The organism is Anaerotruncus sp. AF02-27 (genome assembly GCF_003465835.1).
Lineage (GTDB): Bacteria > Bacillota > Clostridia > Oscillospirales > Ruminococcaceae > Anaerotruncus > Anaerotruncus rubiinfantis.
This window is the reverse complement of record NZ_QSBX01000002.1, coordinates 23735-37798: the sequence shown is the minus strand read 5'-3', so window position 1 is coordinate 37798 and position 14064 is coordinate 23735. Positions and strand designations below refer to the sequence as shown.

Annotated in this window: 15 protein-coding genes; all 15 read right to left on the bottom strand. The window is 56.3% G+C overall.

Annotation, left to right across the window (positions count from 1 at the left end; translation table 11 throughout):
- Positions 1-83 precede the first annotated feature (83 nt).
- The 15 genes from DWV16_RS02220 to smc all read right to left on the bottom strand — a co-directional run bounded on the left by DWV16_RS02220 (position 84) and on the right by smc (position 14062).
- Positions 84-536: a CD1247 N-terminal domain-containing protein gene (locus DWV16_RS02220; protein WP_066459629.1), complete on the bottom strand. Its 453-nt coding sequence runs from the start codon at positions 534-536 to the stop codon at positions 84-86.
- Positions 537-582: 46 nt separating this feature from the next.
- Positions 583-1140, bottom strand: coding sequence for an elongation factor P (efp, locus tag DWV16_RS02215; RefSeq protein ID WP_066459631.1), 558 nt, complete (start codon positions 1138-1140; stop codon positions 583-585).
- 159 nt (positions 1141-1299) lie between these two features.
- Positions 1300-2376, bottom strand: a complete 1077-nt coding sequence (locus tag DWV16_RS02210) for a Xaa-Pro peptidase family protein (RefSeq protein WP_118477694.1) — start codon at positions 2374-2376, stop codon at positions 1300-1302.
- 10 nt (positions 2377-2386) lie between these two features.
- Positions 2387-2818: a type II 3-dehydroquinate dehydratase gene (gene aroQ / locus DWV16_RS02205; RefSeq protein ID WP_066459635.1), complete on the bottom strand. Its 432-nt coding sequence runs from the start codon at positions 2816-2818 to the stop codon at positions 2387-2389.
- The gene (locus DWV16_RS02200; RefSeq protein ID WP_118477693.1) at positions 2815-3684 is read right to left on the bottom strand and encodes a TIM barrel protein; all 870 of its coding nucleotides are present in this window, start codon (positions 3682-3684) and stop codon (positions 2815-2817) included. The genes aroQ and DWV16_RS02200 overlap by 4 nt, the downstream gene beginning before the upstream one ends.
- Entirely contained in the window at positions 3647-4210 is a 564-nt protein-coding gene (locus DWV16_RS02195; RefSeq protein ID WP_066459639.1) for a YqeG family HAD IIIA-type phosphatase, read from the bottom strand. Before DWV16_RS02195 ends, DWV16_RS02200 begins: the two co-directional genes overlap by 38 nt.
- Before the next feature lie 73 nt (positions 4211-4283).
- Positions 4284-4460, bottom strand: a complete 177-nt coding sequence (gene rpsU / locus DWV16_RS02190; RefSeq protein WP_006875892.1) for a 30S ribosomal protein S21 — start codon at positions 4458-4460, stop codon at positions 4284-4286.
- A 125-nt stretch (positions 4461-4585) separates the two neighbouring features.
- Positions 4586-6991 carry a leucine--tRNA ligase gene (gene leuS / locus DWV16_RS02185; protein ID WP_118477692.1) on the bottom strand — a complete coding sequence of 802 codons (2406 nt, stop codon included), beginning with the start codon at positions 6989-6991 and terminating at the stop codon, positions 4586-4588.
- 45 nt (positions 6992-7036) lie between these two features.
- Positions 7037-7387: a ribosome silencing factor gene (rsfS, locus tag DWV16_RS02180; RefSeq protein ID WP_066459642.1), complete on the bottom strand. Its 351-nt coding sequence runs from the start codon at positions 7385-7387 to the stop codon at positions 7037-7039.
- A 30-nt stretch (positions 7388-7417) separates the two neighbouring features.
- The gene (yqeK, locus tag DWV16_RS02175) at positions 7418-7984 is read right to left on the bottom strand and encodes a bis(5'-nucleosyl)-tetraphosphatase (symmetrical) YqeK (protein WP_066459645.1); all 567 of its coding nucleotides are present in this window, start codon (positions 7982-7984) and stop codon (positions 7418-7420) included.
- A gap of 43 nt (positions 7985-8027) precedes the next feature.
- Positions 8028-8627: a nicotinate (nicotinamide) nucleotide adenylyltransferase gene (nadD, locus tag DWV16_RS02170; RefSeq protein WP_066459647.1), complete on the bottom strand. Its 600-nt coding sequence runs from the start codon at positions 8625-8627 to the stop codon at positions 8028-8030.
- Positions 8627-8917: a ribosome assembly RNA-binding protein YhbY gene (yhbY, locus tag DWV16_RS02165; protein WP_066459649.1), complete on the bottom strand. Its 291-nt coding sequence runs from the start codon at positions 8915-8917 to the stop codon at positions 8627-8629. Before yhbY ends, nadD begins: the two co-directional genes overlap by 1 nt.
- Before the next feature lie 29 nt (positions 8918-8946).
- The gene (gene rdgB / locus DWV16_RS02160; RefSeq protein ID WP_118477691.1) at positions 8947-9534 is read right to left on the bottom strand and encodes an RdgB/HAM1 family non-canonical purine NTP pyrophosphatase; all 588 of its coding nucleotides are present in this window, start codon (positions 9532-9534) and stop codon (positions 8947-8949) included.
- Positions 9534-10469 carry a signal recognition particle-docking protein FtsY gene (gene ftsY / locus DWV16_RS02155; protein ID WP_066459653.1) on the bottom strand — a complete coding sequence of 312 codons (936 nt, stop codon included), beginning with the start codon at positions 10467-10469 and terminating at the stop codon, positions 9534-9536. Before ftsY ends, rdgB begins: the two co-directional genes overlap by 1 nt.
- Positions 10470-10492: 23 nt before the next feature.
- Complete coding sequence (gene smc, locus DWV16_RS02150) at positions 10493-14062, bottom strand: chromosome segregation protein SMC (protein WP_118477690.1); 3570 nt, start codon at positions 14060-14062, stop codon at positions 10493-10495.
- Positions 14063-14064: the final 2 nt, after the last annotated feature.

Here is a 14064-nt window from a genome sequence, read left to right as displayed (position 1 = left end):
GAACATTTTGACAAAATTCTAACGATACGGAAAACACCCCGCTTAGTGCGGGGTGTCCCAGAACTGATTCAGTTTTGAATCAATTACTCTTCGCATTTGTCGTTTCCCTCTTCGTCAGCATCTTCTTCGAGATCGAACTCCAGAAGCTCCCCGCAGTTCGGGCAGGTGGTCTGTCCTTCCTCAAGCATATCGGAATCGATGCAGACAATATCCCCGCAGGTCGGGCAGCAGACTTCATAGATGTCCCCGTCGAGGTAATCCCCGTCGTCCTCATCGTCACAGCTGCACTCGTCGCAGTCACACTCGTCATCCGAAAGCTCATAGAACTCCTCTTCCAGGGTTCCGAGATCCTCGTCGATGGTGTCGACCTGCTCCGAAAGTTCGTCAACTTCCGCTTCCAGGTCCGCGATGGTCAGCGCCATATCGTCGATCGCGCCGATCAGCGCGTTGATGATCTTGCCTTCCTTGGTGGAATCGTCGATTCCGAGGCCCTCTGCCAGTCCTTTGATATATGCTGCTCTTTCGGTAATGGTCATCCTGATAGCCTCCCTTATCTTTCCATTTCTATTCAATCCAATGTGGTTATGCGCGCTCCATGTATTCGCCGGTACGGGTGTCGACCTTGATGCGGTCGCCTTCCTCGATAAACAGCGGAACCTTGATCTCAGCGCCGGTTTCGAGGATCGCGGGCTTGGTTGCATTGGTCGCGGTGTCGCCCTTGAAGCCCGGATCGGTCTTGGTGACTTCCAGCTCCACAAAGAACGGCGGCTCAACGCCAAACACATTTCCCTTGTAGGAGAGAACCTTGCAGTCCATGTTCTCCTTGACAAACTTAAAGTTGTCCCCGAGCACGCTTGCATTGATGGGGATGTTCTCGTAGGTCTCGTTGTCCATGAAATAGTAAAGGTCGCCGTCCTGATAAAGGTACTGCATGTCCTTGCGCTCGACATAAGCGGTCGGGTATTTGTCGGTCGGGCTGAAGGTTTTCTCAGTCACCGCGCCGGAGATCACGTTGCGGATCTTGGTGCGCACGAATGCAGCGCCTTTGCCGGGTTTCACGTGCTGGAACTCAATAATCTGGACAACGTTGCCGTCCATCTCAAAAGTTACGCCATTTCTGAAATCCCCTGCTGAAATCATATATTTACCTCCAAAAGTTCTGATACATCTTTGCTTCCAACGTTATTACGCAGGTTAAAATTGTACCGTTCAGATTAACACTCTAATTCTATATTAAAACCACAAATATTGCAAGCCCTTTTCGTAGATAATTGGCAGTTTCCAGCCGTTTTTCCATTTTCAGAGAACCACCAGTTCGCTTCCGGACGCGGTCAGATCCATATAGCCATCCTCCGTGACCAGCACTATGTTCTCGGTGCGCACGCCGAACCGCCCTTCCAGATAGATGCCCGGTTCGACGGTGATCACCATACCAGGCGCGCAAAACGCCTGCGAACGCGGCGCAAAGGCAGGCTGCTCGTGGATTTCAAGCCCCAGCGAATGACCGGTGCTGTGTCCGAAGCATGCCCCATAGCCCGCCCCGGCAATCAGGTCGCGCGCAGCGGCATCCACAGCGGCGCAGGAGGCGCCCGGCTTCACCGCGGACATCGCGGCCTTCTGCGCAGCCCCAACGATCTCGTAAATCCTGCGCTGCTCATCGCTCACCTGTCCCACGGCCACCGTCCGGGTCATATCCGAGCAATAACCGTTCACCACGCACCCGAAGTCCATCGTGATAAAATCCCCCGGTTCCACCACCTTACCGGTCGGCACGCCGTGAGGCATCGAGGAATGCGCGCCTGACACAACTATGAAGTCAAAAGCAGGGCGTTCGGAACCATTCCGGTAGCAGAAATCGAGCAGCTCGCCCGCGATCTGCCGGTCGGTCATCCCGGGCTGGATGTATTCGCAGATGTGGGAAAACGCCGCGTCCGTGATCGCCTGCGCCGCCCTGATATGCTTGATTTCCTCCGGCGATTTGGTCATCCGCAGTTCGCGGATGATCCGGCTCAGGCTGTCATTCATAACAAAGCCGATATCCGGCAGCTTTTCATTATAACCGAGATAGTCGGATACCGTAAGGTATTCGCTTTCAATGCCGAGGCTTTTGACATTGTGCTTTTTGCAGAGTTCCAAAAGCTGCTCATAGAGCCGTTCCTGCAAAATCACTTCGCAGCCCTTCACGACCTGCCGCGCCTTCTCGACATACCGGAAATCGATCACCAGATAGGCCGCCTCCCGCGTCACAAGCAGCGTCCCCGCCGAGGACTGCATACCGGTGAAATAAAGCCGGTCGACGTCCGACGTGATGAGGACCGCGTCAAATTCTTCCGTCATCCGGGATACCAGCGACGCGATCCGTACGTTTTGTTCCATTCTCCCCGCCTCATTTCATCCGGGCAAGCGCGTCGAGCGCCACCAGGTAGCTGTGTTTCCCGAATCCGAAAATCCCGCCCGCGCAGACCGGCGCGATAACCGAAGTATGCCGGAATTCCTCCCGCGCGTGCACGTTCGAAAGGTGAACCTCGATCACCGGGATTTTGATCGCGGCGATCGCGTCACGGATAGCAATGCTGTAATGGGTGTAAGCGCCCGCGTTGAGCACCACCCCGTCAAAAGCGGTACGCGCCTCGTGGAGCTTATCGATGATCGCGCCCTCGTGGTTCGACTGGAAGATTTCGCAGTCGAGGCCAAGCTCCTCTGCGTGCACAAGGATTTCCGCATTGATGTCGGCGATGCCTTCGGTCCCGTAATGGTCCGGTTCACGGATTCCCACCAGATTGAGGTTTGGCCCATGGATGACCAGCACCTTTTTCATAATTTCCTGCCCCCTGCCAAAATATACATTTCCTTCATTTTTGCGGCATCCTCCGCCTGGGTCCCGGCCGACTCACAGATGATGGTCGGCGTGCAGTCTTTTTTAACCAACAGCTCCGCAAGCGGCTCAAAATCCGGCCCGAAAATCGTGTCCGCAAAAGTCAAGTGCATTTTCTCACCGCCCGGGTTGGTGTATTGGATTTTGCTGAAATGAGCATGAAAGGTCCGCATCCGGTCAGCTCCGATCGCGTTTTCCATCTTTTCAAAGACCGCAGAAAACGCCTCCGGGGAGTTCATCCCGCCGAAGGTGCGGGCGTTCAGGTGCCCGAAATCGATGCAGGGCAGCATCCGGTCGTCGAGCCGGCAGAGCGTGAGCACCTCTTCGAGCGTACCGAGCTGGTTTGCCTTGCCCATCGTCTCCGGGCACATATGGATGTGCGAAAGCCCCTCCGCGTCGAGCGCCGCGATACATTTGCGAAAGGTGTCAGAGGCGAGCACGAGCGCTTCCTCCCGGCTGATTTTGCCGCAGGAACCGGTGTGAATCACGATCCGGTCACCGCCCAGCGCGTTCACCGCGCGCGCCGACTGCAGGACGTAGTCGATACTCTTCTCCCGTTTTTCCGGCTCAACACTCGACATCGAAATATAATACGGCGCGTGCACCGAAAGCTGGATATCCTTTTCGGCCGCCACCACGCCAAACTCCCGCGCCGCCTCCTGCGAGATGCGCACACCGCGGCCGCACTGGTATTCGAACGCCGAAAGCCCCATACCCACGAGATAATCCGGCACCTGTATATTCTTTTTAAAGCCCTGCGCCGTAAAGCTGTCAGACGTCCCGGCCGGGCCGAACCTTATTTTTTTCATAAAACCTCCTGACGCGGGCCGCTTTTGCCCCTGCGTCATCACCATGATAATCTTTCAGCACGACCCGTTCCAACGCACGCTTTACTTTGAAAAATGGGAAGGATTCCAATTCCATCGGTTCCACCAGAACCGACCACACGCCCGCCAGATTCGCACAGAGCACGTCGGTGAAGATCTGGTCGCCAACGATGGCGATCTCCCCATTGGATACGCCGAGCGCTTCGCGCGTCCTACGCACGCCGTCCCCAAGCGGCTTTTTGGCGTTGGCGATGCAGCCGATCCCCAGCTTTTGGGCGAACGGCTCCACCCGTTCTTGATTGTTGTTTGAGAGGATCATCAGCCGGATTTTCGCGGCCCGCATCCTTTCAATCCAGCTGCGCACTTCATTCGGGACATCCGGGTTATCGTGCGTGGTCAGCGTATTGTCCACATCAAGCAGCAGCACCGAAATACCGTATTCCCGCAGCCACTCCGGCTGGATCTCATAAATCCTGTGAAACCTGAAAATGGGATGAAAAACAGACATACGTCCTCCCTTTTTCTCTACAAAACAGGCGGAGCATCGCTGCCCCGCCTGTTCCACATACGTCATTCAATTATTATTTGAATTTGCGTTTCCGAGCAGCCTCAGACTTCTTTTTGCGCTTGACAGAAGGCTTCTCATAGTGTTCTCTTTTGCGAACCTCAGCGAGAACGCCGGAGCGTGCGCAAGAACGTTTAAACCTACGCAGAGCGCTGTCCAAAGACTCGTTGTCCTTGATTCTGATTTCTGACATTTACCTATTCCCTCCCCACGCCGCTAGGCCGGAGTTATATCCAAAGTAAATGGATAACAGCATTCATTATACAATGCGGATCAGCAACTTGTCAAGCCATTTACTGGAAGGATACCGAAATGTAACTATTTCGCCACAATGTTAACTAATTTTCCCTTGACCACAATCTCTTTCACGATATTTTTTCCTTCGATTGCAGCCTGGATTTCCGGGCAGGCTTTCGCCGCCGCAAGAAGCGCGGATTCATCCGCGTCAGCGTCCACCATGATGCGCGCTTTGATCTTGCCGCAGACCTGCACCACGATCTCCACCTGCGCGTCCCTGCATTTTGCCGGGTCATAGGCCGGCCATCTCTGCCCGTTCAGCATGCCGCCAAAGCCCGCTTCTTCCCACATTTCCTCAGTGAGGTGCGGTGCGAACGGATTTAAGAGCAGCAGCAGCGTTTTCAGCTCCGCGTGATTGACCGAGCCATGATCGCAGATTTCGTTGAGCAGGCTCATCATCGCGGCGATTGCCGTGTTGAATTTGAGCGCTTCAATGTCCTCCGAGACCTTCTTGATCGTCTTATGGAAGCTGCTTTCGAGCTCCGGCGAATAGCTGTCGCCGCCCTTCAGGATCTCAAGCAGCCCGTAGATGCGCTCCAGGAAACGCTTGCAGCCCTTGATCGAATTCTGGGACCACGGCGCGCTTTTCTCAAAATCGCCGATGAACATCTCGTAAAGCCGCAGGGTGTCCGCGCCAAACTCCTTAATGATGTCGTCCGGGTTCACCACGTTGCCGCGGGATTTACTCATCTTCTCCCCGTTCTCACCAAGGATCATACCATGGCTGGTGCGCTTCTGATAGGGTTCCGGCGTGCTGACTACGCCGATATCATAGAGGAACTTGTGCCAGAAGCGGGAATACAGCAGGTGCAGGGTTGTATGCTCCATGCCGCCGTTATACCAATCAACGGGCATCCAGTAATCGAGCGCTTCCTTTGAAGCGATCGCCTTGTCGTTATGCGGGTCGCAGTAGCGCAGGAAATACCAGGAGGAACCCGCCCACTGGGGCATGGTATCGGTCTCGCGCTTGGCTGGAGCGCCGCACTTCGGGCATTTCACATTGACCCAGCTGTCCATCGCGGCAAGCGGAGAATCACCGTCGCCGGTCGGCTCGTAGCTTTCTACCTCCGGCAGCCGCAGCGGCAGCTCGCTCTCGTCGAGCGGGATATAGCCGCAGTGATCGCAGTGGATAATCGGGATCGGCTCGCCCCAGTAACGCTGACGGGAGAACACCCAGTCGCGCAGTTTGTAGTTGACCTTCGGTTCGCCTTTGCCGTTTTCCGCAAGCCATTCGGTAATTTTTTTCTTCGCGTCTTCCACGGAAAGGCCGTCCAGCATGCCGGAATTGACCATCACACCGGTTTCACAATCTGTAAAGGCTTCTTCCTGTACATTTCCGCCTTTGACGACTTCGATGATCGGCAGGTCAAATTTCTTGGCGAAATCCCAGTCGCGGGTGTCGTGCGCCGGGACCGCCATGATGGCTCCGGTGCCATAGCTCATCAGGACATAGTCCGAAATAAAGATCGGGATTTCAGTATTATTTACCGGATTGATCCCATTTACTCCCTCTAGCTTGACGCCGGTCTTGTCCTTTGCAAGCTCGGTGCGTTCAAAATCGGATTTGCGGGCGGCTTCCTGCTGGTAAGCGCGCACCGCGTCCATATTTTTGATCCTGTCCGCCCACTTTTCAATGTACGGGTGCTCCGGGGAGATGACCATGTAGGTCGCGCCGAACAAGGTATCCGGACGCGTGGTAAAGACGGTGAGCAGATCCCCAGCGGTGGTGCCGAAGTCGACCTGCGCGCCGGTTGACCGGCCGATCCAGTTTTTCTGGGAGATCTTGACACGGTCGATATAATCGACCGTGTCAAGATCGTCGATCAGCCGCTGGGCGTATTCGGTGATTTTGAGCATCCACTGGCTCTTTACTTTATGGACGACTTCGCTGCCGCAGCGTTCGCAGACGCCGCCGACCACCTCTTCGTTTGCGAGAACGACCTTGCAGCCGGTGCACCAGTTGACCGACATCTCCTTTTTATACGCAAGCCCATGTTTAAAAAGCTGCAGGAAGATCCACTGGGTCCACTTGTAGTAATTTGGGTCGGTGGTATTGATCTCCCGGTTCCAGTCGAACGAAAGACCCAGGCTTTTAAGCTGGCTTTTGAACCGCTGGACATTATCATGGGTGACCTTTTCCGGATGGATGTGGTTTTTGATGGCGTAGTTCTCGGTGGGCAGGCCAAACGCGTCCCAGCCCATTGGGTAAAGGACGTTGTAGCCTTCAAAACGGCGTTTACGCGCGACGATGTCCAGCGCCGTATAAGAACGGGGATGGCCGACATGCAGGCCCTGGCCCGACGGATACGGGAACTCGACAAGCGCGTAATACTTCGGCTTGGAGTAGTCGTCGGTGGCCGCAAAGGTATCGAGCTCGTCCCATTTGTCCTGCCATTTCTTTTCAATTGCTGCAAAATCGTACTTCAATTTGTACACTCCCTGATGCAAACGCCTCGCGGCGTGCAAAATTAGTCAGTCTTTCAGTTCGAGCGCGACTTTCGGCGCGTCCGCCCACAGGCGCTCCAGCGCATAGAACTCACGGGTCTTTTCATAGAATATATGAACAATCACGTCGTAGTAATCCAGTACGATCCACATCGCGGACTGGTAGCCTTCGATCTTGCGCGGCTCGAACCCAAGCGCGCTCAGCCCTTCCTCCACCGCGTCGGAAAGCGCCTTGACCTGGGCATTCGATCCGCCCGACGCAATGACAAAGTAGTCCCCGATCGTGGTAAGTTCCCTGATTTCTATCGCTGTGATATCCTTTGCCTTTTTGCTGTTCAGGATTTCTGCAATTTTTTCGACCATCCCGATCGATGTCATTCACTTCACCCCCATATTTTACAGGATTTCTCAATACCTGAGATAATAATTATACGCTTCAAAGCTGTCGCGGCTGATCCCCTGTTCCCGGATGACCAGATCACCCAGCGCATAGCACATCGCATATTTCATTGCCGGACCGGTGGCGGTGTCGGCAAGCTTGCGCATCGTGTCGATGTCAGGATAATCCCGTTCCGCGCTGGTGAGGTCGGCCAGATAGATCACCTCGTCGAAGACGGTCATTTCTCCGCATGCGGTCGTGTGGTAGCGCACGGCGTGAAGAATCTCCGGGTCGTCGATCCCAAGCTCCAGTTTCATATAGCCGCACGCAGCCATCCCGTGCCAGGTCTTTGGCTGTCCCAGCTGCACACTGTCTAGGATTATACCAAACTTTGTAAGCCATTGCAACTGCTCGCCGCGCGGGAGCTCCTTGCAGATATCGTGCAGCCAGCCCGCAACACGCGCTTTCCCAATGTCGCAGCCGTACCGCTCCGCAAGCTCTTCCGCCCGCCGGACGACGCACTGGGTATGATAAAACCGTTTCGCCGAGAGGTTCTTTCTTGCTAGGCTTTCCAACTTTTCCAAATCATATTCCAAAACTGCCACCCCATTTTGTCATATTTCTTTGTCCTGTTATTGCTCAGCCCTGGTACAGCCGGTTTTCCGCAATATAACCGGCGACAGCGGGCGGCACCACCGCATCGAGCGGCTCGCCGCGCTTTGCCATCGCGCGCACCTCGGTGGAGGAGATAGGCATCGGATCAAGATCGATGATCCGGCACCGCACGCCGTACCCGCAAAGCAGGCGCGACTGCCCCTCCAGCGCCGGACGCAGGTTCTTTTCCCGCGCGCCCACGCAGACAACCGCCAGTTCGGAAATCCGCTGCCAGCGCCGCCATTCGGTGAAGGTCAGAAACATATCGCTTCCCATAATGAGGTAAAATTCGTCGTTGGGGAAATCCCGGTGCAATTTTTCGAGCGTGTCGACCGTGTAGCTTTTGTCCGGCCGCCGCAGCTCGATATCGCTCACCTCGCAGACCGGGTTTTGCATAAAGGCAAGCCTGCACATTTCGAGCCGGTTTTCCCCGGGAATAAGGCTTTCGCCGGTTTTGTGCGGCGGGATGCGTGTTGGGATGACGAGCATCCGTTCAAGCGAAAGCGCGGCAATGTAGGTCTGCGCCAAAAGGACGTGCCCGCTGTGCACCGGGTTGAAGGTCCCGCCGAAGATCCCGGTGCGCATCAGTCAAGCTCGATGACCGGTTTCTTCTGGTTCCTGCGAAAGAGCACGAATTTTGTGCCGATCACCTGTACCACTTCGGAGCTGGTCGCCTCGGCAAGCCGTGTTGCAATCTCCCGCACCGGTTCGGGAGAAGTTTCGAGCACCCGCATCTTGATGAGTTCCCGCGCGGTGAGCGCGTCGTCCACCTGTTTTACGAGCGCGTCGGCCACGCCGCCTTTTCCCACCTGCAAGATGGTATCGATCGGGTTTGCGAGGCCGCGCAGCTTCGCGCGCTGTTTACTGCTTAACATAGATTCATTCTCCTAATATTGTCATTTGGTCATTTCAGATGTTCTTTCAGTCTTTCCGCCAGCTCCCGCAATGCTTTGCCGCGATGGGAAATCCGATCCTTTTCACTGTCGGAAAGTTCTGCGAAGCTACGGTCCCCCACCATAAAGATCGGGTCGAATCCGAAACCGTTCTCCCCTTTCGGTTCCGCGCCGATGTAGCCCGGGCAGATCCCCTCCACATCGATGCGGGTCCCGTCAGCATCGATAAAACAGATGTGCGCCACAAACTTCGCGGTGCGGTAATCGACCGGCAGGCAGCCGAGTTCTTCGACCAGTTTCTCCATTTTTTCAGGATAAGGCATCTCTTCGCCCCCATATCGCGCCGAATAAACGCCTGGGCGCCCGTCGAGTGCATCGACACAGAGTCCGGAATCATCCGCCACGGCTGCCTTCCCGGTGCGCTCATGCACCGCCTGCGCCTTAAGAAAGGCGTTTTCCGCAAAGGTTGTCCCGGTTTCCTCCACCTGAAGGCCCGGACAGACCTCCCCCTGTGCAACCACAGAAATCCCAAGCGGCGCGAAGATCCGCTCGAATTCACACAATTTGCCTTTGTTGCCGGTCGCAACGATCACCTGCATCAGCTTTCCTCCTCCGGTTCATCCTGTTCGCCCGAAAAGAGGGCGTCGACAAAATCCTTTGCGTCAAACGGGCGCAGATCGTCGATCTGTTCGCCCACGCCGATATATTTGATCGGAACCTGCAATTCCTGTTTAATGCCGATGACCACGCCTCCGCGCGCGGTACCGTCAAGCTTGGTGAGGATGATACCGGTGATCCCGGCAGCTTCCTTGAACTGGCGCGCCTGGTTGAGCGCGTTTTGCCCGGTGGTCGCATCGAGCACGAGCAGCACTTCGGTGTCGCAGCCGGGTGCTTCACGCTGGATCACGCGGGAGATTTTCGAGAGCTCATCCATGAGGTTTTTTTTGTTATGAAGCCTTCCGGCCGTGTCGCAGATAACCACGTCCGCGCCGCGCGCCTTGCCCGCCGTGATCGCGTCGAACACGACCGCCGCTGGGTCGGAGCCCTCCGCCTGTTTGACAAGATCAACGCCGGAACGTTCGGCCCAGATTTCAAGCTGTTCGATCGCCGCCGCGCGGAAGGTATCCGCCGCGCCGAGCAGCACCTTCTTTCCGTCCGCCTTGAGGTTCGCCGCGAGCTTTCCGATGGTGGTGGTCTTGCCCACGCCGTTCACGCCGATCACCAGGATGACCGACGGCCGGGTTGAGATCCGAAGCTCCTGCCCGCCTTCGAGCATGCCGGTCACAATCTCCTTGATAAGCCCCTTCACTTCGGAGGCGTCCGAAACGCCGCGCTTTTTCACCTCTTCACGCAGCTGCCCGACGATCGCCTGCGCGGTGCGGATTCCAACGTCCGACATGATCAGCGTTTCCTCCAGCTCCTCATAGAGCTCCTCATCGATCTTGCCAAACGAACTGAGCAGGTCGTCCATCGCTTTGGTCATCGAGTCCCGCGTTTTTTTTAAGCCTTCGGCCAGTTTCCCGAAAAATCCCATTGTGTTCCTCCAGTAGTATTGGTTTACTTGATGCCCAGTTTCTGCTCAACCTCGCTGACATTGAGTTCCAGAAGCTTCGAAACGCCCTCCTCCTGCATGGTCACGCCGTAAAGGACATCCGCTTCCTCCATGGTGCCGCGGCGGTGTGTGATGGTGATGAACTGGGTTTTATGGCACATCGTTCGCAGATACTGCGCATATTTGACGACGTTGACGTCATCGAGCGCCGCTTCGATCTCATCGAGCAGGCAGAACGGCGACGGGCGAACCTTGAGGATCGCAAAGTAGATTGCGATCGCGACGAACGCCTGCTCGCCGCCCGAAAGCGCCGCGAGATTTTTGATGATCTTGCCCGGCGGCTGCACATAGATTTCAATACCGGAATCGAGAATGTTCGCGGGGTCGGTGAGCGCGAGCTCCGCCCTGCCGCCGCCGAACAGCTCGGTGAAGATCTTTGCGAAATGCCCTGCGATCTTCTGGAAGTTTTCCGCAAAGATATTCTGCATATCCCGGGTGAGATCGTTGATGAGCTTTCCAAGCTCGGCGCGGGATTTTTCCACGTCCTCGACCTGGGCCTTTAGGAAAGTATACCGCTCGGACACCTCTTTATATTCCTCGACCGCCGCAATGTTGACGCTGCCGAGCGCCTTGATTTTACTTTTGAGCTCCCCAAGCCGGCGCTGCGCCTTCGCTGGGTCCTCCACCGGCTGCGCGGCCTCGGAGGCCTGCGAACGGGTGATTTCGTATTCGTCCCACAGCCGTGATATGATCCCGTCATACTCGCTCTGCAGGGCGGTCTTTTTCTCTTCGAGCCGCGCCAGTTCCCGCGCTGCCGTTTCGCGCCTGGCAAGGATTTCCTTCTCACCCGCGCGCAGCCGGGAGGACTGCGCTTCGCTCTCGTTTCGCCGCGCGGCCATCTCTCGGATTTCGGCGTTCAGCGCCTCGGCCTGCCGCGCGTAGGTCTCCCGTTGCGCCTCGGCCCCGGCGATCCTTTCGCCAATCGCCTCGATTTCGGCGGCATGTTCCGCTTTCTGGCGTTCGAGTTCGGCGGTGTGCGCCGCCTGATTTTCTTTCTGGCTGACAAGCTGCGCGATCATCTGCCGGATGCCGGCGATTTCATTTTCAAGCGCGGCCTCCCGCACCTTCCCTTCGGAAAAGCGGTTCGCGGCTTCCTCCACGCGGGACTGGCAGTCGTCGCGCTGGCTTCCCAGCCGCGCGAGATTGCCCGCGACCTCCTCCATCTGGTGGGTGAGGTCGCCGAGCAATTCGGAGTTCGAGACATTCTGGCCTTTGAGCTCCTCGAGCCGCGCGGTCAGCTGGTCATATTCGAGCGCGGCCTGTTCTTTGACCCGGACCGCTTCCTCATAGGCAAGGTCGAGCCGCTTTTTCTCTGACTCGTATCGGATTTTGTCCTCCTGCGCGGTTTTCAGCTCACCGTCAATACCAGCCGCGACCGCGCGCAGTTCAGCGGCTTCCGCCTGCAGCGCCTTGAGTTCCCCGTCGAGCCTGGCCATCTGTTCCTGCAGGCCCTTCGCCTCGGCTTTCAGCGCGTCGATCTCCTTCGCACGGCTCAGGATGCCCGCGCTTTTTGCCGCGTAACCGCCGGTCATCGAACCGCCCGCGTTGACAACCTGCCCGTCAAGCGTGACAATGCGGAACTTGTAGCCCGCGCGTTTGGCAATCGCGGTCGCGCAGTCGAGATCCCGCACAATTACAATTCTTCCCAAAAGCTGGTTGATAATGCCTGCGAAACGTTCTTCATACCGGACCAGTCCGGCGGCCACACCGACAAAACCGTCCGCCGTGTCAAGCCAGCCCTCTGTAAGTCTGTTTCCCTTTACAGTGGAAACGGGCAGGAAAGTGGCCCGTCCGGAACGGGATTCCTTCAACATGCCGATTGCACGTTTGGCAACCGCTTCGTCCTTAACGGCAATATTCTGCATCGCGGCGCCGAGCGCGATCTCAATGGCGAGCGCATGCTCGTCCGCCACCGTGATGAGCCGGGAAACCGGTCCGTAGATGTCGTGCAGCGCCCCTTTTCCGGCCTGCGCCATGATGTATTTGACGCTCTGCGAAAAACCTTCCATACTGTTTTCCATGTTGAACAGCAGCTGTGCTTTTTGCAGGCGCTCCCGCGCTTTGTCCTCGTACTCACGGCGGTTGGCCGCAAGAGAATCCATCTTTTTCTGCCGACTTTCCAGCTTGAGCTGGTAACCTTTCTGGGCGTTTTGCAGCGACTGGATATTGTCCGCTATCTCCGCGAGCAGCTCGGTACAGTCCGCCTGTTCTTTCTGAACGCGGATGAGATTTTCGTCGCGCACCAGCGCGTTATCTTTAATTGAGGCAAGCCGCTCAATCGTTTCGTCGATAAGCGAACCGCTCGACGCGGAAGAGAGCTTCACCTCGTTAATGCTCTGGGAAAGCGCGTATCGCCGCTCTTTGAGCGCATCGATCCGCCCCGCGCATTCGGTGCGGCGGGCGCTAAACGCGTCGATCTCCTCCCGTGTCTTTTGCTGCCCGGCGTGAAGGTCGTTCAACGCATCCTCTTTCTGCGCGATCCCGTCCTCATATGTACGAATTTTTTCATCGAGGTCACTGTCCGACGCGCCCGACTGCGTGAGCTCCGCTTCAATGCGCTGGATCGAGGACTCGTTATGGGCGATGTCATTACGCATGACCGCGATATCGGCGCCGCTTTTCGCGGACAGATCTTCGATTTCGCGGGTTTTCTGGCGGCGTTCATCAATCTGTACGGCGAGCTCCTGCATCTGCGCAAAAAGGTGGTTGATCGATTTCTCAATCCCATCGATCTCCGCCTGGATTTCATCGTGTTCAGTTTTGCAGAGCAGAATTTTGTCCTCCTGCTCGCGCAGAACCTGCTTCGAGCGCTCCAGCGTAAGCACCCACAGCGAAATTTCAAGCGTCTTTTTCTCAGCAGCATATTCAAGAAACTGCGCAGCCTTCTCCGACTGGACGCGCAGCGGTTCGACCCGGCTTTCGAGTTCCAAAAGAATATCCCGAAGCCGCAAAAGATTTTCTTCCGCACCTTCGAGTCTGCGCTGCGCCTCCGCCTTGCGGTAACGGTATTTTGAGATGCCCGCGGCCTCCTCAAAAATTTCCCGGCGCTGGGTGCTTTTGGCAGAGACGATTTCGGCAATCTTGCCCTGCCCGATAATCGAATAGCCGTCCCGGCCAAGGCCGGTATCCATAAAAAGTTCGTAAATGTCCTTGAGACGAACGCTGTTCTGGTTGATGCGGTATTCGCTCTCGCCCGAACGGTAGAGTTTCCGTGAAATCGTAACCAGATCGTTTTCATAGGGAAGCGCCCGGTCGGAGTTGTCGATGGTGATCTGCACATGCGCGTAGCCCTGTGGCTTGCGTGCCTGGGTACCCCCGAAGATCACATCCTCCATTTTGCCGCCGCGCAGCGTCTTTGAGGACTGTTCGCCCAGAACCCAGCGGACCGCGTCGGCAATATTGCTTTTTCCGCTTCCATTCGGCCCAACAACAGCGGTGATCCCATCGTTGAAGGTAAGCTTTGTTTTATCGGGAAAGGACTTGAAGCCCTGAATTTCCAATGAGCGAAAACGCAAAT